Annotated in this window: 17 protein-coding genes and 3 pseudogenes; 5 read left to right on the forward strand and 15 right to left on the reverse strand. The window is 65.3% G+C overall.

Translation table 11 applies throughout. The annotated features are described in order from the left end of the window. Nucleotides 1–68: 68 nt before the first annotated feature. The 11 genes and pseudogenes from PIB19_RS22945 to PIB19_RS07660 all read right to left on the reverse strand — a co-directional run. Nucleotides 69–884: pseudogene (locus PIB19_RS22945) on the reverse strand (glycoside hydrolase family 125 protein); the annotation flags it as partial. After that, complete coding sequence (locus PIB19_RS07615; RefSeq protein ID WP_443018716.1) at nt 881–3,229, reverse strand: GH92 family glycosyl hydrolase; 2,349 nt, start codon at nt 3,227–3,229, stop codon at nt 881–883. The gene PIB19_RS07615 and the pseudogene PIB19_RS22945, both read right to left, overlap by 4 nt. Nucleotides 3,230–3,253: 24 nt before the next feature. Then, nucleotides 3,254–3,613 carry a family 43 glycosylhydrolase gene (locus PIB19_RS07620; RefSeq protein ID WP_271240308.1) on the reverse strand — a complete coding sequence of 120 codons (360 nt, stop codon included), beginning with the start codon at nt 3,611–3,613 and terminating at the stop codon, nt 3,254–3,256. After that, nucleotides 3,610–4,311, reverse strand: a complete 702-nt coding sequence (locus PIB19_RS07625) for a family 43 glycosylhydrolase (RefSeq protein WP_271240309.1) — start codon at nt 4,309–4,311, stop codon at nt 3,610–3,612. The genes PIB19_RS07620 and PIB19_RS07625 overlap by 4 nt, the downstream gene beginning before the upstream one ends. A gap of 144 nt (nt 4,312–4,455) precedes the next feature. Further along, the gene (locus PIB19_RS07630; RefSeq protein WP_271240310.1) at nt 4,456–7,458 is read right to left on the reverse strand and encodes a TonB-dependent receptor; all 3,003 of its coding nucleotides are present in this window, start codon (nt 7,456–7,458) and stop codon (nt 4,456–4,458) included. A 197-nt stretch (nt 7,459–7,655) separates the two neighbouring features. Beyond that, the gene (locus PIB19_RS07635) at nt 7,656–8,180 is read right to left on the reverse strand and encodes a hypothetical protein (protein ID WP_271240311.1); all 525 of its coding nucleotides are present in this window, start codon (nt 8,178–8,180) and stop codon (nt 7,656–7,658) included. Between the two features lie 5 nt (nt 8,181–8,185). Continuing rightward, nucleotides 8,186–9,616: a glycoside hydrolase family 2 protein gene (locus tag PIB19_RS07640; RefSeq protein ID WP_271240312.1), complete on the reverse strand. Its 1,431-nt coding sequence runs from the start codon at nt 9,614–9,616 to the stop codon at nt 8,186–8,188. 11 nt (nt 9,617–9,627) lie between these two features. Beyond that, complete coding sequence (locus PIB19_RS07645; protein WP_271240313.1) at nt 9,628–10,719, reverse strand: glycoside hydrolase family 92 protein; 1,092 nt, start codon at nt 10,717–10,719, stop codon at nt 9,628–9,630. Then, nucleotides 10,716–11,939: a glycoside hydrolase domain-containing protein gene (locus PIB19_RS07650; RefSeq protein WP_271240314.1), complete on the reverse strand. Its 1,224-nt coding sequence runs from the start codon at nt 11,937–11,939 to the stop codon at nt 10,716–10,718. The genes PIB19_RS07645 and PIB19_RS07650 overlap by 4 nt, the downstream gene beginning before the upstream one ends. Before the next feature lie 243 nt (nt 11,940–12,182). Continuing rightward, nucleotides 12,183–12,419 carry a hypothetical protein gene (locus tag PIB19_RS07655; RefSeq protein WP_271240315.1) on the reverse strand — a complete coding sequence of 79 codons (237 nt, stop codon included), beginning with the start codon at nt 12,417–12,419 and terminating at the stop codon, nt 12,183–12,185. A 53-nt stretch (nt 12,420–12,472) separates the two neighbouring features. Then, nucleotides 12,473–13,360, reverse strand: a complete 888-nt coding sequence (locus tag PIB19_RS07660; RefSeq protein WP_271240316.1) for a helix-turn-helix domain-containing protein — start codon at nt 13,358–13,360, stop codon at nt 12,473–12,475. Nucleotides 13,361–13,570: 210 nt separating this feature from the next. Between PIB19_RS07660 and PIB19_RS07665 the strand changes: the two genes are divergently transcribed. From PIB19_RS07665 to PIB19_RS07675, 3 genes and pseudogenes are all read left to right on the forward strand, one after another. Beyond that, nucleotides 13,571–14,254, forward strand: a complete 684-nt coding sequence (locus PIB19_RS07665) for a hypothetical protein (RefSeq protein WP_271240317.1) — start codon at nt 13,571–13,573, stop codon at nt 14,252–14,254. Beyond that, nucleotides 14,212–18,114: a beta strand repeat-containing protein gene (locus PIB19_RS07670; protein WP_271240318.1), complete on the forward strand. Its 3,903-nt coding sequence runs from the start codon at nt 14,212–14,214 to the stop codon at nt 18,112–18,114. Before PIB19_RS07665 ends, PIB19_RS07670 begins: the two co-directional genes overlap by 43 nt. Further along, a pseudogene (locus tag PIB19_RS07675) lies at nt 18,030–18,826 on the forward strand (autotransporter outer membrane beta-barrel domain-containing protein). The gene PIB19_RS07670 and the pseudogene PIB19_RS07675 overlap by 85 nt, the downstream one beginning before the upstream one ends. Before the next feature lie 517 nt (nt 18,827–19,343). Here the strand turns inward: PIB19_RS07675 and PIB19_RS07680 are convergent. The 3 genes from PIB19_RS07680 to PIB19_RS07690 are packed head-to-tail and all read right to left on the reverse strand — an operon-like array spanning nt 19,344 to nt 21,434. Beyond that, nucleotides 19,344–19,634: a hypothetical protein gene (locus tag PIB19_RS07680; RefSeq protein WP_271240319.1), complete on the reverse strand. Its 291-nt coding sequence runs from the start codon at nt 19,632–19,634 to the stop codon at nt 19,344–19,346. Then, nucleotides 19,631–20,611, reverse strand: a complete 981-nt coding sequence (locus tag PIB19_RS07685) for a pyridoxal-phosphate dependent enzyme (RefSeq protein WP_271240320.1) — start codon at nt 20,609–20,611, stop codon at nt 19,631–19,633. The genes PIB19_RS07680 and PIB19_RS07685 overlap by 4 nt, the downstream gene beginning before the upstream one ends. Nucleotides 20,612–20,618: 7 nt before the next feature. Beyond that, on the reverse strand, nt 20,619–21,434 hold the full coding sequence (locus PIB19_RS07690) for a hypothetical protein (protein ID WP_271240321.1): 816 nt from the start codon (nt 21,432–21,434) through the stop codon (nt 20,619–20,621). A gap of 327 nt (nt 21,435–21,761) precedes the next feature. Here PIB19_RS07690 and PIB19_RS23570 point away from each other — a divergent pair. Both PIB19_RS23570 and PIB19_RS07700 read left to right on the forward strand, forming a co-directional pair. Then, nucleotides 21,762–21,946 (forward strand): annotated as a pseudogene (locus PIB19_RS23570) (hypothetical protein); the annotation flags it as partial. A gap of 138 nt (nt 21,947–22,084) precedes the next feature. Beyond that, nucleotides 22,085–22,351 carry a 4'-phosphopantetheinyl transferase family protein gene (locus PIB19_RS07700; RefSeq protein ID WP_271240941.1) on the forward strand — a complete coding sequence of 89 codons (267 nt, stop codon included), beginning with the start codon at nt 22,085–22,087 and terminating at the stop codon, nt 22,349–22,351. Nucleotides 22,352–22,353: 2 nt separating this feature from the next. Here PIB19_RS07700 and PIB19_RS07705 read toward each other — a convergent pair whose 3' ends face one another. Next, complete coding sequence (locus PIB19_RS07705) at nt 22,354–23,067, reverse strand: hypothetical protein (protein WP_271240322.1); 714 nt, start codon at nt 23,065–23,067, stop codon at nt 22,354–22,356. Between the last annotated feature and the right edge of the window lie 21 nt (nt 23,068–23,088).

Raw genomic sequence — 23,088 nt, forward strand, 5'->3', positions numbered from 1 at the left:
CGCGGGGCATCGCCGCGCGCCTCACGCAGCACGATGGCGAGCATCTTGAGCGCGGAGACCGCGAACAGGTTGGACGGGATCAGGAACGGGAAGACGCAGGCGTCGTCCGAGGGACGGAATCCCGAATGGATCAGCCCGACCTTCTTCGTCGGCGCGCCAAAGCCGCCAAACATCAGCGTCTCGGTCGGCGAGGCATCAACGCGCTGGAAATGATAGCCGCCGGGCCCGTCCTTGCGTTGCTGCTCGCGGAGCGTCGCCACCGCGAGTGCCATGCCCTTGGCCCAGAGCGCGTCGAACGGGGCCTTGTCGCGCGTCGCGGTCCAATAAGCATAAGCGAGCCGCATCGGATAGCAGAGCGAGTCGATCTCGTATTTGCGCTCGGCGACGCCGGGCCGCATCTCGGTCCTGTCGTTGATCGCGGGCAGGTTCGACTTGGCGGCCGGATCGCGGGTGTAGGCGTTGGCGTAGGGATCGATCAGGATGCAGCGTGCCTGGCGCTGCATCGCGCCGTGGAACAGCCGCCGCAGATCAGCATCCTTCGGGGTCAGATGGACATAGGTCTGGAGCTGCGCCGAGCTGTCGCGCAGCCACATCGCGTCGATGTCGCCGGTGATCACGAAGGTGTCGGGCTTGCCGTCGACTTCGCCCAAGGTGACCGTGGTATCGAGCGTGTTCGGGTAGCAATTCTCGAACAGCCAGGCGAGTTCGGGATCGGCGATCTTCTTCTTCACCCGCGCAATCTCGGCCTCGACGGCTTTGCTGGTGAAGCGGCGCTCGGCCAAAGGCGGCCGCTTGCTCACCTGCCCTTGCGCGAATGCTGCGCGGGGAAGACCGGCCGCCAATGCCAGCGTTCCGGCGCCCGCGATCACGTCACGACGGTTCATTTACGCTCTCCCATCGAGAAAGGCGCCGCGGCCTTGCTTGAGCCCCACGCCTTGTTCGGGGTCGGCCCCATCACGAAGCGCAGGGTGCCGCCACCCTGCAGCGCCTCGCGCGTCAGCCAGGTCTTGTCGTGCTTCTTGCCGTTGAAGCTGACCGACTGGATGTAGACGTTCGCCGCATTGTTGTTCGCCGCCTCGATCGTCAGGGTCTTGCCCGTCGGCATCTTGACGCTGACCTTCTGGAACAGCGGGCTGCCGATCGCATATTCGCCTACCGTCGGCGTCACTGGATAGAAGCCCAGCGCCGAAAAGACGTACCAGGCCGAGGTCTGGCCGTTATCCTCGTCGCCCGGATAGCCGTCGGGTGTCGCCGAATAGAGCTTGGTCATCACGTCGCGGGCGTGCTTCTGCGCCTTCCACGGCTGGCCGGCCCAGTCGTAGAGATAGATCATGTGCTGGATCGGCTGGTTGCCATGGGCGTATTGGCCCATGTTCACCACCTGCATCTCGCGGGTCTCGTGGATGACCGAGCCGTAATAGCTGTTCTCGAAAAGCGGCGGCAGCGTGAAGATCGAATCGAGCCGCTCGACGAACTTCTGGTCGCCGCCCATCAGATCGATCAGGCCCTGCACGTCCTGCATCACCGACCAGCTGTAATGCATCGAATTGCCCTCGGTGAAGGCATCGCCCCACGCATAGGGATTGAACGGCTTCATCCAGCTGCCGTCCTTGTTGCGGCCGCGCATCCAGCCCGATTCAGCGTCGTAGAGCTTGCGGTAATTCTGCGCCTGCGCGGCGTATTTCTTGGCGTCCTCGGTCTTGCCGAGCGCCGCGGCGAGGCGTGACAGCGAGAAGTCCGCGGTGGCATATTCGAGCGTGCGCGCCGCGCTCTCGTTGATGCCGACGTCATAGGGGACATAGCCGAGCTGGTTATAGAGCTCGACGCCCTCGCGGCCGACGGCGGTGAGCGTGCGTCCGCGCTTGTCGGTCGGGCGGCCCTGCGACGTCGTCGCGTTCTTGACCATCGCCTCGTACAGGGTCTCGACATCGAAGCCGCGCACGCCGTTCAGATACGCATCGGCGATCAGGTTGGCCGAGTTCGACCCGATCATCACGTCGCGGTGGCCGGGGCTCGCCCATTCGGGGAGCCAGCCCGATTCCTTGTAGGTGTTGACCAGCCCCTGCATGATCTGGCTGTCCAGCTCGGGATAGACGAGCGCGAACCACGGGAACACCGCGCGCCACGTGTCCCAGAAACCGTTGTCGGTGAACAGGGGCCCGTCATGGACTTTGCCGTCATAGGGGCTGTAATGGACGGTCTTCCCGGCGGCATCCACTTCGTGGAACGTGCGCGGGAATTGCAGCATCCGGTACAGCGCCGAATAGAAGACCCGGCGATTGTCGATATTGGGATCGGTGACTTCGATCTTGCGGAATTCGCGCTCCCACGCTGCCTTGGCCTTGGCCTCGGTCGCGTCGTAGCTGTCGCGGCCGATCTCGCTGGCAAGGTTGCGCTCGGCCTGTTCGAGGCTGATAAACGATGAGGCGACCTTGACGCCGACCTGCTCGCCGTCGCTGGTCTTGAAGCTGACCACTGCGCCGGTGCGGCCGTCCTCGCGGCTCAACGCGGCGCTCAATTGGCCGTTGCTGTCCCAGGTGCGGGTGACTTCGAAGGCCTTGTCAAATTCGGCGACGAAGTAGTTTTTGAAGTTCTCCGGCACGCCACCGTGATTGTTGCGGACATAGCCGGTGATCCGCCGCCGCGCGGGATCGATCGTCACCGAGGACCCGCCATTCTGGGCGTCGAGGAGGATATGGGCGTCGTCGCTCTTCGGGAAGGTGAAGCGGAACTGCGCGGCGCGGTTGGTCGGCGCGACCTCGGCGGTCACGTCGTAATCGGCGAGATAGACCTTGTACTTGTAGGGCCGCGCTTCCTCGGCCTTGTGGCTGAACCAGCTCGCGCGTTCGTCCTGATCGATCTTGAGCGCACCGGTTTCGGCGAACAGCGCGAAGACCGCGTAGTCGTTCATCCATGGGCTGGGCTGGTGGGTCTGCTTGATGCCGTTGATCTTCTCGGCGTCGTAGGTGTAGCCCCAGCCGTCTCCCATCTTGCCGGTGACAGGCGTCCAGAAGTTCATGCCCCATGGCACGGCCACCGCCGGATAGGTGTTGCCGTAGGAGAGCCCATGGCTCGAATCCGTCCCCATCAGCGGATTGGCGAGGTCGACCAAAGCTTCCTTCTGCGCGGTCTGGGCATGCGCCGCGCCGAGGATCGGTGCGGGCAGGCAGAGTCCGGTGGTCGCGAGCAGCCCGAAGGCACCGCGCAGCGATCGAGCGAAATTCTTCAACGCAGGTCTCCCCTCGAAATCATCTCAGTGCGCACGGCGCGCGATCGGGCGCGGCGCCACGCCGTCATTGGTCATCACCACCGGCTTGATCGTGCCGTCGGGATTGAACTCCATCCGGTCGAGCGCGAGCTGGCGGCGCTCGCCCTGCTGCTCGTTCAGCGGGCGGCGGTGATAGGCGATCACCCATTCGTCGGTGCCCGGCACCTGGACGACCGAGTGGTGCCCCGCCCCGCGCGCGATCCTGAAATCTTGGCTGAGGATCTTGCCCATCGGCTTGAACGGCCCGACCGGGCTCGGCCCCATCGCATAAGCGACGCTGTAATCAGGGCCGGTCCAGCCGCCCTCGGACCACATCAGATAATAGATGCCGTTGCGCTGGATCATGAACGATCCCTCGACATAGCCGGGGGCGTGATTTCCTTGAACAACACGCCGTCGGCGTGCGGCACGATCGTCTTGAGATCCTTGCTCAACTTGACGACGTTGCAGTGCTGCCAGCCGCCATAATAGAGATAGACCTGCCCGTCCTTGTCGCGGAACGCGAAGGGATCGATCGGTTGGGCGCCGTTGTGGAACTTGCCGATCAGCGGCTTGCCGATCGCATCCTTGAACGGGCCGCCGGGCTTGTCGCTCACCGCGAGGCCGATCCCGCCGAGTTCGCCATCCTTCTGGATGTCGTTGGCGCTGAAGAACATGTAATATTTGCCGTTCGCCGCGATCACCGAGGGCGCCCAGATCGCGAACGCGGCCCAACCGACATTGGCTATGTCGAACACGTGTTCGTGCTTGGTCCAGTGGACCAGATCGGGCGAGGAAAACGCATTGAAGAAGGTCTGGATGCCGTAGGACGGGCGGACCATCTTCTGCTTGCGCAACTCCTGTTGCGCCGGGGTGAAGCGCGGCGACACGTCCGGCGTGGCGCCATGATCGGAATAGGTCGGATAGATCCAGTAGCGACCGCCGAATGCGTGGATCTCCGGATCGGCATACCAGCCCGGCACGATCGGATTGCGCGCCGGGGCAGATCCCGCGAGCAGCAGCGCCGCCGCGGCGATCAGACCGGTCCTAACCAAGGATTTCATGCCCGCCTCGTCACTCGATTGAAGCCCGCCCTTCCCCGCTAGTTACGAAAGCCCGCCCGATTGCACAAAGGTGGAGGTGGCCCGGGGGGAATGGGCCACCTCCGAGGGAGTTGGGGGCTTCCGACGTGCGTCTTATGCGCCTCGTCAGAACTTGTACGAAAGGCCGAGATAGGCGCGGCGACCCGAATAGACGTTCGAGACGAAACGGTCCTTCGTGTCGTTGCCCAGATGCTGGCGCTGTTCCGACTTGGTCAGGTTGATGATCGAGCCGGTGATCTGGAAATTCCGGAACACGTCGACCGCGGCGTTGAGATCGACCTGATCGTACGGATCGTCGTAGATGTTGAGACCCGAAGCCAGCCCGCGCACGACCTCTCCGCGGCGATTATACGATGCACGCAGCAGGATGGGGCCGTGCTCGTAGAAGACGGAAGCGTTGAGCTGCGTCTTCGCGCTGCCGACCAACGCCGATTCACCCACCTTGGTCCCGTTCAGCGAGACATCGGCCTGCGACGTATCGTTATAGGTGAAGTTCACCTGCGCGCCGAGACCGAAGTCCAGCGTATGCTGGGCATAGACCTCGATACCCTGCGACACCGCGCTCGTGCCGTTCGCCTGGGTCGCATATTGCTGGACCGTCACGGTCTGGCCGGCGACCTCCTGCGGCAAGTCGATCACGACCGGAACGATGAAGTCCTTCACGTCCTTGCGGAACAGCGTGAAGCCCAGCACCGAGCCACGATTGAAATACCATTCCGCGCCGACGTCATACTGCCAGGCGTTGAACGGCTTCAGATCGAAGTTGCCGCCGTCGCCGAACCAGCCCGGCAGCGCGCCGAACTGCGCACGATCGAACACGAACGCATCCGAGTTGAACGTCAGACCGCGCGAGCCCGCCAGATCGCCATAGCCCGGCCGCGCGATGACCTTGGACGCTGCCGCACGCAGCAGCAGGTTCGGCATCGCCTCCCACGAGATGTTGAAGCTCGGCAGGAAGTCCGTGTAGCTCTTGCTCTCCGAATTGGGGCTGAATACGCGGACCTGGCGCTGCGCTTCCGGGATCACCGTGCAATTGCCGTCCGCGCCCACGGGCTTGTTCGGGTCGAACGGACCACCGGGCCCGTTCACGCAATATTCGTTCTCATAGGTGATGCGGTCGGTCGACGTGCCGTCCTGCTTGGTGTTGACCACGCGCAGGCCGATATTGCCGCGGACATTGTCCATCTTGAAGTTCGCCTGGGCATAGCCCGCCCAGATCTTCTCGCGGATATTGTACACGTTCTGCGGCTCGGGAACGCGAACCGGCCCGTTATAGGTGTCGTTCAGATACCCGATATAGTTCTGGATGTTGATCGCCGGGAAAGCGGTCGTCTGGAACCCGCCGGCGATGTTGCCGAGCGAATTCGGATAGAAGATCTCCGGCAAGGCCAATGCGCCGCCCGGCGTATCCTGGAAGCGCAGCGTGTTGGCGGCGTCCGAATACCATTCGAATTTGCCGGTCTCGCGATGGACGCGGCCATCGCGCCATTTTGCGCCGACCTGGATCGAGTCGATGAACGACGAGTCGAACTTCCGGGTGACATCCACCTGCGCGTAGCGCTGGGAAATCGAGCTGTTGGTGAAGCCCGAGCCGGTCGAACCGAGATCGATCTGGGCCACGCCGTTCAGCATGTTCTGGATCACGTTGGGCGAGAAACCCATCGCGATCGACTGATCGGTGAAATTCCACGTGCTGAGCGCATTGCCGTTTACGCTGCCGTTGCGCGGCTTGGCCTGGGCGTAGAATTGGAACGACGGGCCGCCCGTGGCCTTGGTCTTGCCGAACACGAAATCGACGTTGAGATGGCCTAGTTCCCAATTGCCGCGCACGTCATAGGTGTTGGAGACGCTCTTTTCGCGGACATAGGTGTCCTGCGGCGCCGGCGTTTCCATCGTGCACATATTGCCGGGCACGCGGCAGCCGGTGCCTTCGGCCGGAACCTGGAAGGTCGCGCCGGTCATGATCGTGCCGCTCTTGTCGAACGTCGCGTCGGTGAAGAAATTGCCAAAGCCCCATTCGGGGATCTTGATGGTGCTGCGCGTGTAATCGCCGTTGAGCTGGAAACGGAAATAGTTCGCGCTGATTTCGAGATTGTCGAACGGCCTGGTCTGCATCGTCGCCTGGATGCCGAGGCGCTTGCGCTTCTGCTCCATGATCGTCTCGCTGACCGATTGGGGCGCCCAATAGCCGCTGTAATGCGTTCCGCCTTGCGTCGTCTGCCCGGCACCGTCGCCGCTGTCCCAATAGTCGATCGCGGAATCATTGGCGAAGGTCTTGCCGTTGACGTCGGTCGCCGGGCCGGTGGCCTTGTCGTCGGTCCACCAATGCCAGCTATCGCTGTTCGCGCTGAGCGAGCGATTGGTGCGCACCTGATAGGTGGCGCCGACCAGGAAGCCCAAGGTCTTGTCTTCGTTGCGCCACGAGAGCAGCCCCGAGACGTTCGGCTCGACCTTTTTGGTCACGTCCGAATAGGTGCCTTCGGCCGAGACGCTGCCCGACCAGGGATCAAGGTCGAAAGGCTTGCGCGTGTGGTTGATGATGATGCCGCCGACGCCGCCTTCGTCGAGGCGCGCTTCGGGCGATTTGAACACTTCGACGCTGCCGATCAGCGACGAGGGCAGCAGCAGATAATTGAACGAGCGCGAGGGATCGTCGCTGTCGGCACCGGCGATGAAGTTGCCGTTGAGCTCGGTCAGCGTCAGGTCGGAGCTGAGGCCGCGGATGCTGACCCGGCTGCCTTCGCCGCCGTCGCGGTCGATGATGACGCCGGGCACGCGCTGCAGCGAGTCCGCGACGTTCTTGTCGGGGAACTTGCCGACATCCTCGGCGGTGATCACGTCGACGAACGCATTGGCCTCGCGCTTCCGCGACAGGCTCTCCTCGATCGAGGCGCGATAGCCGGTGACGACGATATCGCCTTCCTGCCCCTCGGCCTGCGGCGCGTCCGGCGCCGCCGCGTCCTGGGCGGTGCCGGCGCCCTGCGTCGCCGCTGCATCCTGCGCATGCGCCGTGCCGCACATCGCGACGAGCACGCTCGCCGACAGCATCAGGTCGCGCGCGATCCGCTTGCGCGATCCGCCGCCCTGCTCGTTCCGCTGAAAATTCATTCCCTCTCTCCTCCCTTGCGCCGAGACGTGCTCGTCTCCGGCTGGTTGTGATGCCGCGGTCAAATGCGCCGCGATGAACTCACTCGATCCACTGCAGAATATTAAAAGCAATTTGTCAATTGGATCGGGCCAGTTTGTGTTCGCCCCCGACGACCTGTTTGAAAGGGTCGCCTCAGGGCAGGTATCGGTGGTTCAAATCAGGGTGTCGGCGGGGGCGACGTGGCGCCGCTGGCGTCTTCCCAAAGCGGCCGGGCCATGCGGGCGAACGCCTCGGCCGGCGCCTTGGCGACCTCGCGGTCATAGGTCAGCAGGCCGTTGATCTCGCCCTCGACGTCGGTGGTCTGGGTATAGACCGACGCGCTGAGGCCATGGAGCTTGGCCTGACGGACGACCTCCTCGAACTTGCGCCGATAGCGCGCGAGATAATCGTCGGCGTCCTTGGCGACCTGATAGCTCCAGTTGCGCTTGCCCGCGCGCCAGAGATGGTTCTCGATCGGCCGGCCGACCCCGCCATATTCGCCGATCACGATCGCGCGATCGGCCTGCCGGGTCGGGACCTTGGGCACATCCTCATAGGTGTGGATGTCGAACATGTCCGATGCGCCGGGCGCGACATCGAGCCAGCCGCTGTCGGCATTGACCAGCCGGCTCGGATCCATGCCCTTCACCAGGCGCGCCAGCGTGGCGGAGTCGTACTGGCCCCAGCCCTCGTTGTTGACCACCCAGGTCACGATCGAGGGAAGGCGCGCAGATCGCCGATCATCTGCGAAAGCTCGGCCTGCTGATCGCTCATCATGTCGGACGAGAGCACGGCCTGGCTCTGGCTGGTGCCCGCGAGGAACTGGTCCTCGCCGCCGCCCGACGGCATGTCCTGCCAGATCAGCATCCCCATGTGATCGGCGTCGTAATAATAGCGCGCCGGCTCGACCTTGATGTGCTTCCGGACCATGTTGAATCCGGCTTTCTTCAGGAACTCGAGGTCGTAGCGCATTGCCGCTTCCGAAGGCGGCGTGAGCAGGCCGTCGGGCCACCAGCCCTGATCGAGGGTGCCGTTCTGGAAATAGGGCTTGTTGTTGAGCAGCAGCATCGGCTGGCCGGTCACCGTCCCCGGCCCCACCGAGATCTTGCGCATCGCGAAATAGGCCTTCACCCGGTCGCGCGGCGCGCCGGTCGCCTGTGCCACGGCATAGGTATCGGCCTCGCCGCGCGTGAAGCGCGCGTCGTACGCGGCGCGGTCGCGCTCGGGCTTGCCGGCCCAGGGATCCTTCACCGTCACCAGCTCGGCGACGAGATCGTAGAGGAACGGATCCTCGGGTGACCAGAGATGCGCGTTCGGGATCGCGATGCTGGCGTGGCGGTTGGCGCGCAGGATCGTCGAGGCGATCGTCCTGTCGCCCGATTTTACGCTGAGGCGCACCGCGTCGGTGTCGTTCGCCCAGGCGCTCAGCGCGACATCGACTTCAATTTTGCCGGTGTCGATATTCGACGTCGCGCGGACATCGGCGATGTGGAGCTTGGGCACCGGCTCGAGCCACACCGTCTGCCAGATGCCGCTCGACGCAGTGTACCAGATGCCCTCGGGGTTCAGGATCTGCTTGCCGCGCGGCTGGCTGCCGGCGCTGGTCGGATCGGCGACCTGCACCAGGATTTCGTTCGTGCCCGGCTTGAGCGCGGCAGTGATGTCGAAACCGAAGCTGTCCGATCCGCCCTTGTGCGCCCCGACCGGTGCGCCGTTGACCCAGACGATCGCCGAATAATCGACCGCGCCGAAATTGAGCATGACGTTCTGTCCGGCCCAGTCGGCAGGCACGGTGAACTGGCGGCGATACCAGATCCGGTCCTCGGGCAGCACGCGACGCGCGACGCCCGACAGGCGCGACTCCACCGGGAACGGCACGAGGATCTTGCCGTCCATCGCCTGCGGCTGCGGCGTGCCGGCTTTGGTGATCGCATAGTCCCACAGCCCGTTGAGGTTCTGCCACGCATCGCGCTGGAGCTGCGGCCGCGGATAGCTGCGCCACGCATTCTCGGGCGTCACTGCCTTGCCCCAGCGCGTGCTGATCGCGCCGGTATAGACCGCGTCGTCGCGCGGCGCCTGCTGGGCGAGAGCCGTCACGGGAAGCAGCGCCAGCGCCGAAGCAAGAGTCAACGATCGCATGTCTCTCTCCCTCAGTGCCGCGACATCGAAGGCGGCGCGTCGCCGGGTGCGCTGCCCCAGGCGCTGGGCTTCGGCCCCATGGTCAGCACCAGCTTGGCGCCATCGGCGATGTCGGAATGGCGGAACCACGGCTTGCTCCACGGCCGGCCGTTGAGCGTCGCCGACTGGATGTAGAGGTTCTTCGCCGAATTGTTGCGCGCGACGATCTCGAGCGCCTTGCCGTTGCCCATTCGGAGCACCGATCGGTCGAAGATCGGGCTGCCGATGATATATTCGTCACTCGACGGATCGACCGGATAGAAGCCCAATGCGGCCATCGCGTACCAAGACGAGGTCGCGCCCTGGTCGTCCATCCCCGAATAACCGTAGCTGCTGGCATCGCTGCCATAGAGATCGCTCAGGATGCGCCGCGTCAGTTCCTGCGTCTTCCACGGCTGGCCGCTCCACGCATAGAGGAAGGGCGCCTGCTGGTCCGGCTGGTTGCCATGGACGTATTGGCCGATCATGCCGGTGCAATCGCGGCAGATGCCGGTGGGATTGTACGGCTTCGAGAAGAATTCATCGAGCTTGGCATTGAAGCCCGCGCGGCCGCCGAGCGCATCGATCAGCCCCTGCACGTCGTGCGGCACCAGCCAGAGCGTCGACCAGCCCGACGCCTCCTTCATCATGAAGTTGTAATAAGGCTCGGCCGGGTCGAACGGCGCGATCCACTTGCCGTCGGCGGTGCGCCCGCGGACGAAGCCGATCGAGGAATCGAAGACGTTGCGCCAGTTTGTCGCGCGCTTGCGGAACAGCCGCGCATCCTCGCTTTTGCCCAGCCGCTCGGCCATCTCCGCCATCGCGTGATCGTCCCATGCATATTCGAGCGTCTTGGCCGCGCCCGCCTTGCCGCCGGCATAAGGCGGGCTGGGATTGCCCGCGGGGACCTCGTCCGAGACCCAGCCCTGCTTGTCATACTCGGCGAGGAAGTCGCGCGGCCCCTTGGGATCGGTCGCGTTCCTGCGGAGGAATTCGTACGCTGCGGCATAATCGAACGGGATCCCGCGCCGCATCGCGCCGAGATACAGGAACACGGCATTGTCGGCGTGGAACGAGGTGTTCATGAACCCCGCTCGCGCGCCATGTCGAGCTCGGACTGCATGATGTCGCGCACCACTTCGGGCTCCATCAGCTCGAGCAGCACGATCTGGTTGCGCCCGGTATCCCAGAACGGCACCGGCCCGTAGCGGTCATAGGCCACGGTCTGGGTCTTGCCCTTCGTAGCGGTGAATTGCTCGCTTTTGCGCGCCACCAGCCGCGGGCTGGCGAAGGACTGGAACAAGGTCGAATAGAACAGCATCCGCTGCTTCGGCGTCCCGCCGGTCACTTGTACCCGATTGAGCAGCTTCGCCCATTCGGCGCGCGCCTTGCCGTGCACGCCGTCGAAGTCCCAGCCGGGACTCTCGGTGCGCAGCCGCGCCTCGGCGGCTTCGTAGCTGGCGCCGTGCGCGATCTTGACGAACACGGCCTCGCCCTGCCTCGTAGTGAAATCGAGATAGCTGCCCGCAAATCCGCCCTCGATCGTCCGCGCGCCGGGCAGCACGTCCTTGTCGCCGATGCCATAGCCGCGCTGGTTGCCCGGCGACTTGCGGAAGGCGCCGAAGCTCTTGAACGGCTTGGAGAACTCCGCAACGAAATAGCGCCCGTCGCGCGCCTCGTTGTCGTTGTGCGTGGCGACGACGCCGCGCACGGTCCGGTCGCCGACGATCTCGACGGTGCCCCCGCGTCCCTGCAAATTGAGGATCACATGCGCGCGCTCGGTCGCCGGGAAGGTGAACCGCATCAGCGCAGTCGCCTGCGTCGCGGTGAGCTCGACCTTCGTCCTGAAGCTGTCGAGAAAGACCGAATAATAGCCCGGCGCCGCAGTCTCGCGCGCCTTGTCGTAATATGCCTGGCTATAGACCGGCGGCACCGTCCAGTCGCCGACCACCGGCATCAGCATCGGCGTCGCCCGCGCGCCATAGGTCGGGCCGCCGCCGCCGGTGAAGCCGATCATCGTCGGGCTGGTGTAGTAATAAGGCGTCGCGACCCCAGTCGGATAGCTCAGCTCGACGTTGAAGTTGACCGGCGCCGCCTCGACCGCGCTGTGCGGCAGTCGCGCACCGGGCGAAGTGATTCCCGAATAAAGCGGCTCGCCCGCGGGCGGCGCGTTGCCGATCAGCTCGGGCCTGTCGAGCGGCGCCGTGCCGACCAGCGGATTGGCCTCATCGACCGGCTCGCGCGCCTGACGATCGTTCTGCGCGTGGACCGCGCCGCCCAATGCGAAGCTGCACGCCGCAGCCAAAAGAGTCCGGCACCGGCCGAGCCAAGGCTGCGAGACCCAAATGAGCGCACAACTGCCAGCATTCCCCGAGGCCTCCTCCATATGGGCCTCTGCGTGCCCGCTCATCCGCAGTGAGTCCCTTTCGGGCCCGCCATCGTCGTCCCGATCAAAATGCGATTAAATAAACCATTTTGTCAATTGGTTTCGAAACGAGTCGGTGCACCGTTCCCGGGCGGGGCAGAAATCCCGATCGCTGCAGCGGAATCAAAAGCATGTCTGCGCCGGTGTGGGCCCGAAATCCCGGATCAAGTGATCGCGCATGGCCGGCGAGACCAATGCATCATCCTGAACGAACTGGGGGCGGCGCATCAGCGATGCGGCATGGACATCGTCCGCTTCCTTGTCTCCGGTGAGATCGCCGATCCGCTCCGTCACGATCGGATAGGCCGACGGGTTTCGCGTCGCGTTTCCGGCCGTCAGCAAAATGCCGTCCATCAGCACGATCTTCGGCGTCGCATCGCGGGCTGCGGCTGCGATGAGTCTTTCACCCGTTCTCAAGCGACCTTGTCGGTCATCGCGACAATCTGCGACAGCCTCGGCGTCGATGTCGCGGTCAACATCAATTCGCCACCGCGCGCCGCTGCGATCGGGCCAAAGTCGCGCAGCAGGTGCTGCCGCACCACTTCGGGCACCGTCTCGATATCGTCGATGAATTCCGGCCTGGCCATCAACGACGCGGCGTACGCATCGTCCGCCGCGCGGTCCCCCGAGAGGTCGCCGACACGTTCGAGGATCATCGAATAGGCAGCGGGCGTTCGCAGGGCATTTCCCACGGCGAGAAGCAATCCGTCCAAAAGCACGATCTTCGGCAGCGAAACGGTGTTGAAGATCAGGAACGACGGCAGATGCTGCACGGTATCGACAACGATCGCGCATATCTGGCTGTCCACCGGTAGTAGCGGCCCGACATAGCGCACACCCGGACATCCCATTTCAAGCTGCAGGAAACCGCCGACTTCGCGGCGGATGATGCCGTGTTGATGGCAGAAGCGGCCGCGTTCGAAGAGCGCTGCATGGGTTGCGCGCCAGAAGCCTTCGTAGGCCGCCCCGCGAAAGTCGGTTGCGGCGCGCGCGGTTTCCAGCAGCTGGGGCGACAGATGCAGGCTGGTTTGCTCGGGCGGCAGCAAGCTCGCTACGTCCACCCCGAACAACGATGCGAAGTCCGTGGGATCCCGCTCCCAATCCAGGAGCGTGAATCCCGGACATCTCCGGGCCAGAAGATGCGTCAACCGCTCCAGATTATGCGCCGATGGCCGAACCGCCCCGGATGCCCAGCGGCCCACCAGCGATTTGTCCACGCCCAATTCGGAGGCAAGCCGGCCCCGGCTCATCGAGAGCGCCTTCAGGGCCAGCGTCAGACGTTCGCCAAAGATGTGCACCATCAAATCGCTCCTCCAATGCGGATGGTTTTGACGATCGCCCGCCCAAATGCAACCCGTTGCATTTCGAGGTAACGTTCGATGACGGACGGTGCATCTGATTGCGAGTCCCTCCGCACTCTATCGACCCGCGGCCCGCTTCGGCTGCCGCATCGACCCACGTGGATGTCGTCGGCCGAGGCGGGCGCAATCAGGAACAGTGGGACTCTCATCATGAACGCTCGGATCTCGAATCTAGCCCCTGGCGCGCGCCGTCGGAAGACCTGTCAGTTCGCTGCGCTCGCCGCCTCGGTCAGCCTCGCGGCAATCGCGTCACCGGCCTGGGCGCAATGCGTCGAAGGACCGCCCAATACCTACACCTGCTCCGGACAGACCAATGTGCCGCAGATCATCACCGCCGACGATGCGAAGGTGACCACCAATCCCGGCTTCGAAGTCGATACCAGCAGCAACGGCAACGGTCTCGCGCTGCAGGTCACCGGCGACGGGCTGATCAGCTTCGAAGGTTCGCCCGCCCTGACCGGTGCGGGCGTGCGCTTCTCGACGACGGGGAGCAGCGATCTGTCGGCCGGCGAACTCTCGATATTCTCGAATGGCAATATCCTCGCCAACGGCGCGAACGCATTGCGCCTAGACAATGCCGGCGGCGGTGACACCAACGCCCTCTGGGTCGGCTCGATCGTGAATATCTCCGGCAACGGCGTCTTCACGACCAGCGCGTTCGGCGCGGGCGATCTCAGCCTGATCGTCGACGACGTCTCTGCGCGCGACGACGGAATCCGGGTGTCCTACGACGCGAACGGAACCGTGACAGTTACCGCGACCGACCCGGTACTCGGCCACACCGGCGCGGGGTGCGGATCACCGCCGGCGACGCATCCGACAATGTCGACCTGACCGTAGGCGACGTGACCGGGGGCACCTTCGGAATCATCGTCGACAGCACCGGCACCGACCTGGTCAAGGTCGACGCGTCGGGGATCGTGACCGGGCTGAGCGCCGACGGCATCCGCGTCTCGGCCGGCGTCGACACGCTCGGAATCGATATTCGCGCCGCACAGGTTAGCGGCGCAACCAGCGGCATCACGGCCAGCAGCCTCGGCAGCGGGAACCTGTCCATAGTCGCGACCGGATTGGTGACCGGCGCGAGCGAGAACGGCATCTTCGCATCCAGCCAGGGTCCCGCGGGTGACCTGTCGATCACCGCCACCGACGTGTCCGGTTCCTCGGGCATCCGGACCTACAATAGCGGCGTCGGCACCACCACGGTCATCGCGACCGGCACGGTCAGCGGCTTCGGTGACGACGGTATCAACGTCATCAGCGACGTGAACACCACCGGCGTGCTGGTCGATGTGCATGATGTCACCGGCGCTGGCCGCGGCATCTGGGTCGATAATCTCGGATCGGGCGACAGCGCCGTGCGCTCGAGCGGTTCCGTGAGCTCGGTATCGACCGGCATCTTCGTCAGGACGACCGCAGCGAGTCAGACCGCCTCCGTCGACGCGGTCGATGTGACGAGCGACACCAGCGGAATCAACGTGACCCACGAAGGCGTCGGGCTGGTCAGCGTGAACGCGACCGGAAACGTCGTCGGAACACTGGGCAGTGGCATCGCGGTCAATGCCGGTCTGGGATCGACCGATCTCCGGGTCACCGCCGTCAACGTGACCGGCGGCAATTTTGGCATCCGCACCCTCAACGAAGGCACCGGCGAGACCTTCATCGCCGTCACCGGGCTCGTCGTCGGGGGCGATGCTGGTGTCTACAATTATGGCATCCTGGCGCAGAACCGCGAGGGAAAGACGACCGATCTCTTTTTGCGCGCAGCCGAGGTTCAGGCGAGTAGCTATGGCATCATCGCCGAAAGTGACGGACTGGGCACGATGACCGTGATCGCCGACAAGGTGACCAGTCAGACCAAGGCCGCCGTGCGGGTCGCCGCCGAGGAGGCAGTCGGCGCGGTCGACGTCACCATAAGGGAGGCGACGGGTGGCACCACGGGCATCGAAGTCTTCAACATGGCAAGCGGGTCCGCCAGCATCGAGGCTACCGGAACCGTCACCGGCTTGAGCGAAGCCGGCATCTCGGTCGAGGCCGGCGTCAATTCCACCGACATCGACCTTCGCGCCAACGCAGTGAACGGGCAGACTGTCGGCATCCGGACCACCAATTTCGGGACGGGCGACACGAATATCGTCGCAACCGGCCCGGTCGCAGCGGCGACCGGCTTCGGCATCAGGGTGGTGACCGGCACCAACGCCGGGAATATCTCGATCACGGCAGTCGACGTCGCCGGCACCTATGGAATCGGCGCAACCAGCGACGGCACCGGATCGACCAGCATCGTCTCGACCGGCAATGTCGTGGGCTTCTCCGGCGATGCCGTTCGGATCGAGAACAACGCCACTGCGACGGACGCGTTGGTGGACGTCCATAATGCAGAGGGCGCCCTGTTCGGGATCCAGGTGGACAATGACGGGACGGGAACCACGACGGTTCGTGCCAGCGGCACCGTCACCGGCCAGGCCTTTGACGGGATCGTGATCAGGGCCGGCACTTCCGCGCAGGACGTTGCCGTCGAGGCAATGGACGTGACTGGATCGTCCGGCGTCACCGTCACCAATTTCGGTCTCGGTTCCACCAGCGTCAGCGCAACCGGCGTCGTCACCGGCGAGGCGGGCAATGGCGCGGGCATCGCGATCGTGGGCGGTACCGGATCGACCGATATCCGCGTGGCGGCCGTCAGCGTGCAAGGCGGCGCGGACGGCATCACCACCAACAATGACGGCAGCGGCGAGACCTTCATCGCCACCACTGGGCTCGTCTCAGGAGGAGAGTCCGGCGTCTATGCCCGCAACGGCGTGGGCGCGACCGATCTGACGGTCCGCGCCTCCGCAGTCCAGGGCGGCGGCGAGGGTATCGGCGTGGAGAATTTCGGCAGCGGCAAAACGACCGTCATCGCCGGAACCGCCACGGGTGGAAGCGGGGCGGGAATTCGCACGTTCGCCGGGACAAATGCCGGCGACATCGCGATCGAAGCCGGGACCGTATCGGGCGGCTTCCACGGCATCCTCTCGCGAAACCAGGGAACCGGCACGACTTCGATCACCGCGACGGGGCTCGTTACCGGCGGCACCTACGGCATTCGCGCCACGAATGAGACAGGTTCGACCGGGCTGACGATCCACGCGGCCGAGGTCCAGAGCGGCGGCTTCGGCATCACCGCCGCCAATTTCGGCAGCGGCGCCACCACCGTTGTCGCAACCGGGGCGGTTACCGCCCAGGAGGATATCGGCATCGCCGCGGTCGGCCTGGACGATGCAGGCGACATCACTGTCCTCGCCGCGAGCGTGTCTGGCGGCCTCGGCGGCGTCCGTGTGGACAATCAGGGCATCGGTGCGACCGCCATCCGGGCCACGGGGCCGGTGACCGGGGGCGAATACGGCATCCTCGCCGAGAGCGGCCAGACCACGACCGATTTGACGATCCGTGCCACCGACGTCCAGGCAGCCGGCAACGCCATCAAGGCCGAAAATCTCGGCACTGGCGAGACGCGTGTGACGTCCACCGGAACCGTCGCCGCGCAGGGTCAGGCTGGCATCCTCGTCTTCGCCGGCGGCAACTCGGGTGACATCACCGTCGAATCGGGCAACGCGTCCGGCGGTCTGAGCGGCATCTCGGCGATCAATTTCGGGCTGGGCGATACCCGCATCACCGTGAACGGCGTGGCGCAGGGCAGCACCAACGGCGTCGAGGCCCTTTCCGACGGAAACCAGCGCGTGGTGATCGTCAACAACGGCACCATCCGCAACACCTCGGGGCTGGGATCCGCAAGGGCGATCAGCGCGAGCGGAGGATCGGTCGGCATCGGCAATGCCGGCAGCTTGCTCGGCACAGTCGAGATCGCCGGCGACAGCAGCCTGCTGATCAACGCCGGCAACTGGCGGAGCATCGGCGGCACCAGCAATTTCGCCACTTTGGACGATACGCTGTTCAATGCCACGACCGGCACCATCTTGGGTGGCGTATTGGCGGCGACGGCGGAATCGACCGTGTGGCAGGGGCTCGAGCACTTCCAGAACAGCGGCGTGCTCAGGCTTCAGGACGGCGGCATCGGCGATGTCGTCCAGACCTCGGCGGCCACTGTCTTCGCCAATGGTTCGGCGCTCGCGGTGGACATTGCCGGGGCGACCGGCGCGGACGCCTTCCGCACCACCGGCAAGGTCACGATCGAGGCTGGCCGCAGGCTGCAGGCGGCCACGACCCAACCTCTCGTGCTGCACGGCAAGCATGTCGTGGTCCAGGCGGACGGCGGGCTCACCGGCCAGTTCGTCTTCGAGGACCAGCTGCTCACTGCCTTTGCCGGGCTGCGTGACGGCTACACGCCGACGAGCGCATTCATCGAATTCGTCCAGCTCAAGGCATTGGTGGGTGCGGGAATTACCCCGAACCAGAAGGCGGCGGCAGGCGGTGCCGACAGCTTGCCCGACGGCAATCCGGTAAAGGACGCGCTGCTTCTGCTGCCGACCGACGCCGCGGCGCAGGCTGCCTTCGACCAGCTTTCCGGCGAGATCCATCCGTCGGCGCGCAATGCGATGGTCGAGGACAGCCGGCTGATCCGGAATGCCGTGCTCGACCGCCTCGTCGACGGCGAGACGGGAGGCGCGCTATGGGCCGTCTCTTCAGCACCTCGGGCGTCAGCGACGGCGATTACAACGCGGCCGAACTCGATCGCGATAGCAAGGGTGGCGTGATCGGGCTGGATCGCAACGTAGGGCCGGTGACGATCGGCATCGCTGCCGGCTGGACCGACACGAAGCTCCGGGTGGACCGCCGCGACAGCAGCGGTTCGATCGAGGGCATTCACGGGATGGTCTATGCCGGGGCTCGCTTCGGCGGGTTCGGCCTGCGGGGCGGAGTCGGCTATGCCCGCACGTCCACCGAGACGACGCGCCGCATCGCGTTCCAGGGGTCAGCGCATCGCCCACCGCCGACTATGACGGGTCGGTCCTGCAGGGCTTCGTCGAAGCCGGCTATCGGGTTCCGCTCGGCGGCGGATATGTCGAGCCCTTCGTCGCCCTGACCGCCATTCGCGCAAAGACCGATGCGTTCACCGAAGCCGGCGGTCCGGCGGCGCTGTCGGGCGCGGCGATCAGCGAGAAGACCATGGCTTCGACGCTGGGCGTGCGCTTCGAGACGAGCCCGACCGGTCCGTTCTCGCTGCGCGGCACCGTGGGTTGGCGCCACGGCTGGGGCGATCTGGAACCGGTCGGCCGTCATGTCTTTGCCGGCGGTACGCCCTTCACCGTCCTCGGCACGGCCGGGTCGAGGGATGCAGGCACGTTCAACGCGGAGGCACGGTTCCGGCTCTCCTCGAGCGCCACGCTGAGTGTCGGCTATGACGGCGTCCTGGGATCCGGCACCGCCGACCACGCAATCACCGGAGGCCTCAGGATCGTCTTCTGACGATCGGCACCGGCGGGCAGGTCCGTTCCTGAACCTGTCCGGCCCCGGGCGGCGCGTACGCCGCCCGGGGGATTGATATGCATCGATGCTGGATGCTGTCCGCTACTTGCATTCCGTACCCGAAAGCAGTCCGACCGCTTCCGGCCCAAAAGCCGCCGCTAAGATCGTCACTCTGCGATTGAGCGGAATTGAGAATCGCAAGGGATTGCTCATGACATGCCAGATCATGCCATCAAAGCCGCGAAAAAGTGTGGGACGAAAAGTGGGAACGACTTTGGGCAGATCGCCTGAGACGGCGCAGTTTTGCCGTTTTCCGCTTGACGATGGTGACCCCTACGGAAGCCTTACGGCAGGAAGTAGGCCGCTAACGGTCTGGCAGCTTCGGGTGCCCTGACCGCCAAAGCGGACATTCGAAACATGAAGGGCAGAATCAGCCTGACCGGCAAACCAGGGAACAGCGCACTATGCCGCTGCGGCCGATGCGAGCTCCGCCGCCTGCTCGCGGTTCACTGGCTCACTACAGGGCCTCGCTGCCGCGGATCGCCGCCTCGGGCAACAGGTTCTTGTCCACCGCACGTTTGCCGAGGCGGTGATAATCGACGGCGACAGACTGACCAGATTGGGCCGCGTGAACATGTCGCGCGATCATCTGGCCGCGTTCGCCGCCAAGCTGACGCACGAGGATCATATTGTCGTCGAGGCGACCGGCAACGCCCAGGCGGTTGTCGAGGCGGTCGCGCCGTTCGTTGGCCACGAGAGCAGCGCCGAGACGTGCCCGGTGAGTATCTAGGCGTTCGCTGCGGATCACCTGCCCGCCAAAATCGGATCTCCTTCCGGTGATTCGCGCTTCGCAGCGCCGAACGTCGCATCCCGCCAATCGGTATCGTAGAGCGTATCGAGATAGCGTTCGCCCATGTCGGCGGCGATGCACACCACCGTTCCGCCAGCGCGGAACTGCAACATCATGGCACGTGCGGCAGCAAGCACGCTGCCCGTCGATCCGCCCACCAGCCACCCGGTCGCCGCGTGGACTTCGGCGCAAGCACGGACCGCGTCGCGTTCCGCGACAATCACCGCGTCGTGCGGTGCGGCAGCGTCGAGAAAGGGCGATCGCCGCGTCGCGCCGATTCCGGGAATGCGACGCGACACGGGGCGTAACGGCGGAGCGAAATGGTGCGATCCGGCAGCATCGACCGCGACGATTTTCGTGGCGGGCGAACGCTCGCCAAAAGCTCGCACGCACCCGGCGAGCGTCCCACCGGTCCCGACACCGACGAACAGGTGATCGACGCGCGGAAATTCGCGCAGGATTTCGCTCGCGGTCGTCTCGGCATGCACGCGCGGGTTCACGGGGTTGACGAACTGCCGGGTCCAGACCAACGTCGGATCGGTCGCCATCCGCGCCGCGATATGCCCGCAGCGATCGTCCAGGCTGGAATGGGCCATGACCACAAGTTCACCGCCGTGCGCCCGTACCAGCGCGCGATTGTGCAACGTCATTTTCTCGTCTGTGACGCAAACGAAGCCATACCCCTTGCACCGCGCGATCAATGCCAGCGCGATGCCGAGATTACCCGAGGATGTCTCGATCAAGGTCGCGCCGGGCAGAAGCGCGCCGGCCGTCTCCAGCGCTTCGACCATCGCCAGTGCCGGCTTGAGCTTGATCGATCCGGCGGCATTGAACCCCTCGATCTTGAGATAGGCGTGCACGCCCGCTCCGAGCAGCGGCGCGATATCGGCGAAGATGCCGATTCCAAGCGTGTCATAGGCTTTGCGCAGGATCATCGCGCGGTCACAGCGGCAGCCTCGTGCCCAGGTCCGCTCCAACCGCAGCTTCGAATACCGCCAGCCCGGCGGCGAGATCGGTGATCACCGTGCCCATCGGGTTGAACACGACCGGCGCCGCGTCCCCCGTCAAATAACCCGGCGATGCGAGCCATGCACCTATCTCGACGATGCGGGCGCGATCGATTTGGCCGGCGCGTTGCAGCCGGTCAAGCGGGCGGCCCTCGGCGAGGCATTGATGAAGATCGTCGACCATTATCAGCCGGGCGGCGCGATAGATGTCGAGCTCGGCGTCGAGAAGCGAGACCGCGCAGTAGAGAGCATTGTCGCGCAGCCACTCGCGGCGGATGTGCGGCGCTTCGGCAGTAGTCGCCGGCAGGACGATATCGCCTTCGCGCACCGCGGCCTCGACAGACCCGGCCGGCATGCAGGCGATACCGAGCGCCTGCGCGGCGGCAGTCAAGGCCGCAAGCCGTCCGGCATCCGGATCATATGCCACCAGCCCGAACCGGTCCGCTCCGAACACCGCCGCCAGCATCGCGAGATGCGCGTGCGCCAGCTCACCGCAGCCGATCACCGCGATCGACCGGGCAGCATCCGGCGCCAGCAGCCGCAGCGCGAGGCCAGAGACGGCGGCGGTCCGCGCCGCGCTGATCGCAGCGGCATCCATCACCGCAAACGGGCGGTTGGTTGCAGGATCGTTCAGGATCAGCAAACCCGACGCCCGCGGGAAGCCGAGCGCCGCATTGCCCGTGCCGCTGCATATCTGCTTGAGCCCCGACAGGCCGAACGGACCGCCGAGATAGCCAAGCAATGCGATCATCCGGTCATAGGAGGGGCGATCGGGATAATGCAGATAGTCCGAACGGGGCAGGATCGCACTCCCTCGGCTAGCGCTCGATAGGCAAGCGCGATCCGGTCGATCAGCGCACGCCACTCGAGCCCCCCGACGCCTCGACCTCACCACGGCTGAGATAGAGCAATTGCCGTTCGGCAAGCAGCGCATCGATAGCGGCGCGTTCGGTCATGCTATGCACCCGCGCGCGATGGCTGCTAAGGCGACCAGGTGCCGCACCCCGATCCACGCCCCGAGCTCATATCGCCCCTGCAGCCCGCGGCGATCCGCGCGCTGTTCGGCCCAGGCGTTGCGGTGGCGACGGCACGTGCCGTCGCCACCGGGGACGGCCTGTTTGCCGAAGAGCAGCGCTACATTGCAGAAGTCGGCGCGACGCGGCAGGCCGAATTCGGCACCGCGCGGATCTGCGCCCGCCGTGCGCTGGCCGAGCTTGGCATCGCCCCTGCCCGCTGGTCCCCTATCCGGATCGCTCGCCCCGCTGGCCGGCGGATATCCGCGGCACGATCGCCCATGCCGGCGGCATCTGCGCCGCCGCGGTCACGGCAGCGCCACATCTCCGCGCGATCGGCCTCGATATCGAGCCAGATCTGCCCCTGGCCCGAGACCTCGAGCGCGTTATCTGCACCGATGCCGAGCGCCGCAGGCTCGAAGAAATGGGTGACGCGCGCGGCCGGATCGGCAAGCTGATCTTCAGTGCCAAGGAAGCATGGTACAAATGCCAATATGGCATCAGTGCCGCGCTGATCGATTTTCGCGAGGTGACGCTGACGATCGACCTCGATCGCCAGCGCTTCCGCACGGTCGATGGACCGGTGCCGGGGATAGAAGGCCGTTACGGTCATGCCGATGGCTTCCTGATCACCACCGCGACGCTCCAGGCCTGACATCACGCAACCTCGCGCCGGCGATGGAAATCCGCGGGCGACAGCGCGCAGATGCCGTGCGGCACTCGCCCGATCGGCGCATCCCACAGATTGGCGAGCAAGGTGATGCGCGGCGCTCCGTCGGGATGATCGATCACCGGCGCCCGGCCATGCGCCACATGCCCCGCGAACAACGCCAGCGTTCCCGGTTCGGCAACGACCACGCGAGCCCCGCCGCCTGCCTCCAATGCCGCCCGTTCGTGGAAAGCGAACGGCGCGAAGCGGTGTGACGCAAGGAACAGGGTTTCCCCGCCGCGCATCCCGTGGGGGCCGAGATAGAGCACCGACCCGAGCATCGGCGTGCGGACGACGCCATGGTCTACGCGCAACTGCTCGTCGCAATCGACATGGAGATAGACCTGCGCCGCCGGATTGCGTTCGGCTTGGGTCGTCCACAACTCAAACCCATGCGCCCGCGCGCGCATCGCCGCCGGTGCAACGGCGAGCAGCCGGCGAAGATAGACAGTGACGAACGAAGCGAGCGGCAACGGCAGATATTCAGCGATCGCCTCGGCATCGAGCGCGTCGACCGGAAGATAGAACAACGAACTGGGGATCGGCGCATCGCGGCAGAGCCTATGGATGCGCGCCGCCTCCGCGGGATCGAGGAAGCCTTGATGCTCCCCGACGCCGTCGTCGTCTGTCAGGACCGGCGCGGTCAGGATTGCGGTAGCCATCGACTGACCACGGGTTCGATC

This window comes from Sphingomonas sp. 7/4-4 (assembly GCF_027941955.1).
GTDB lineage: Bacteria > Pseudomonadota > Alphaproteobacteria > Sphingomonadales > Sphingomonadaceae > Sphingomonas.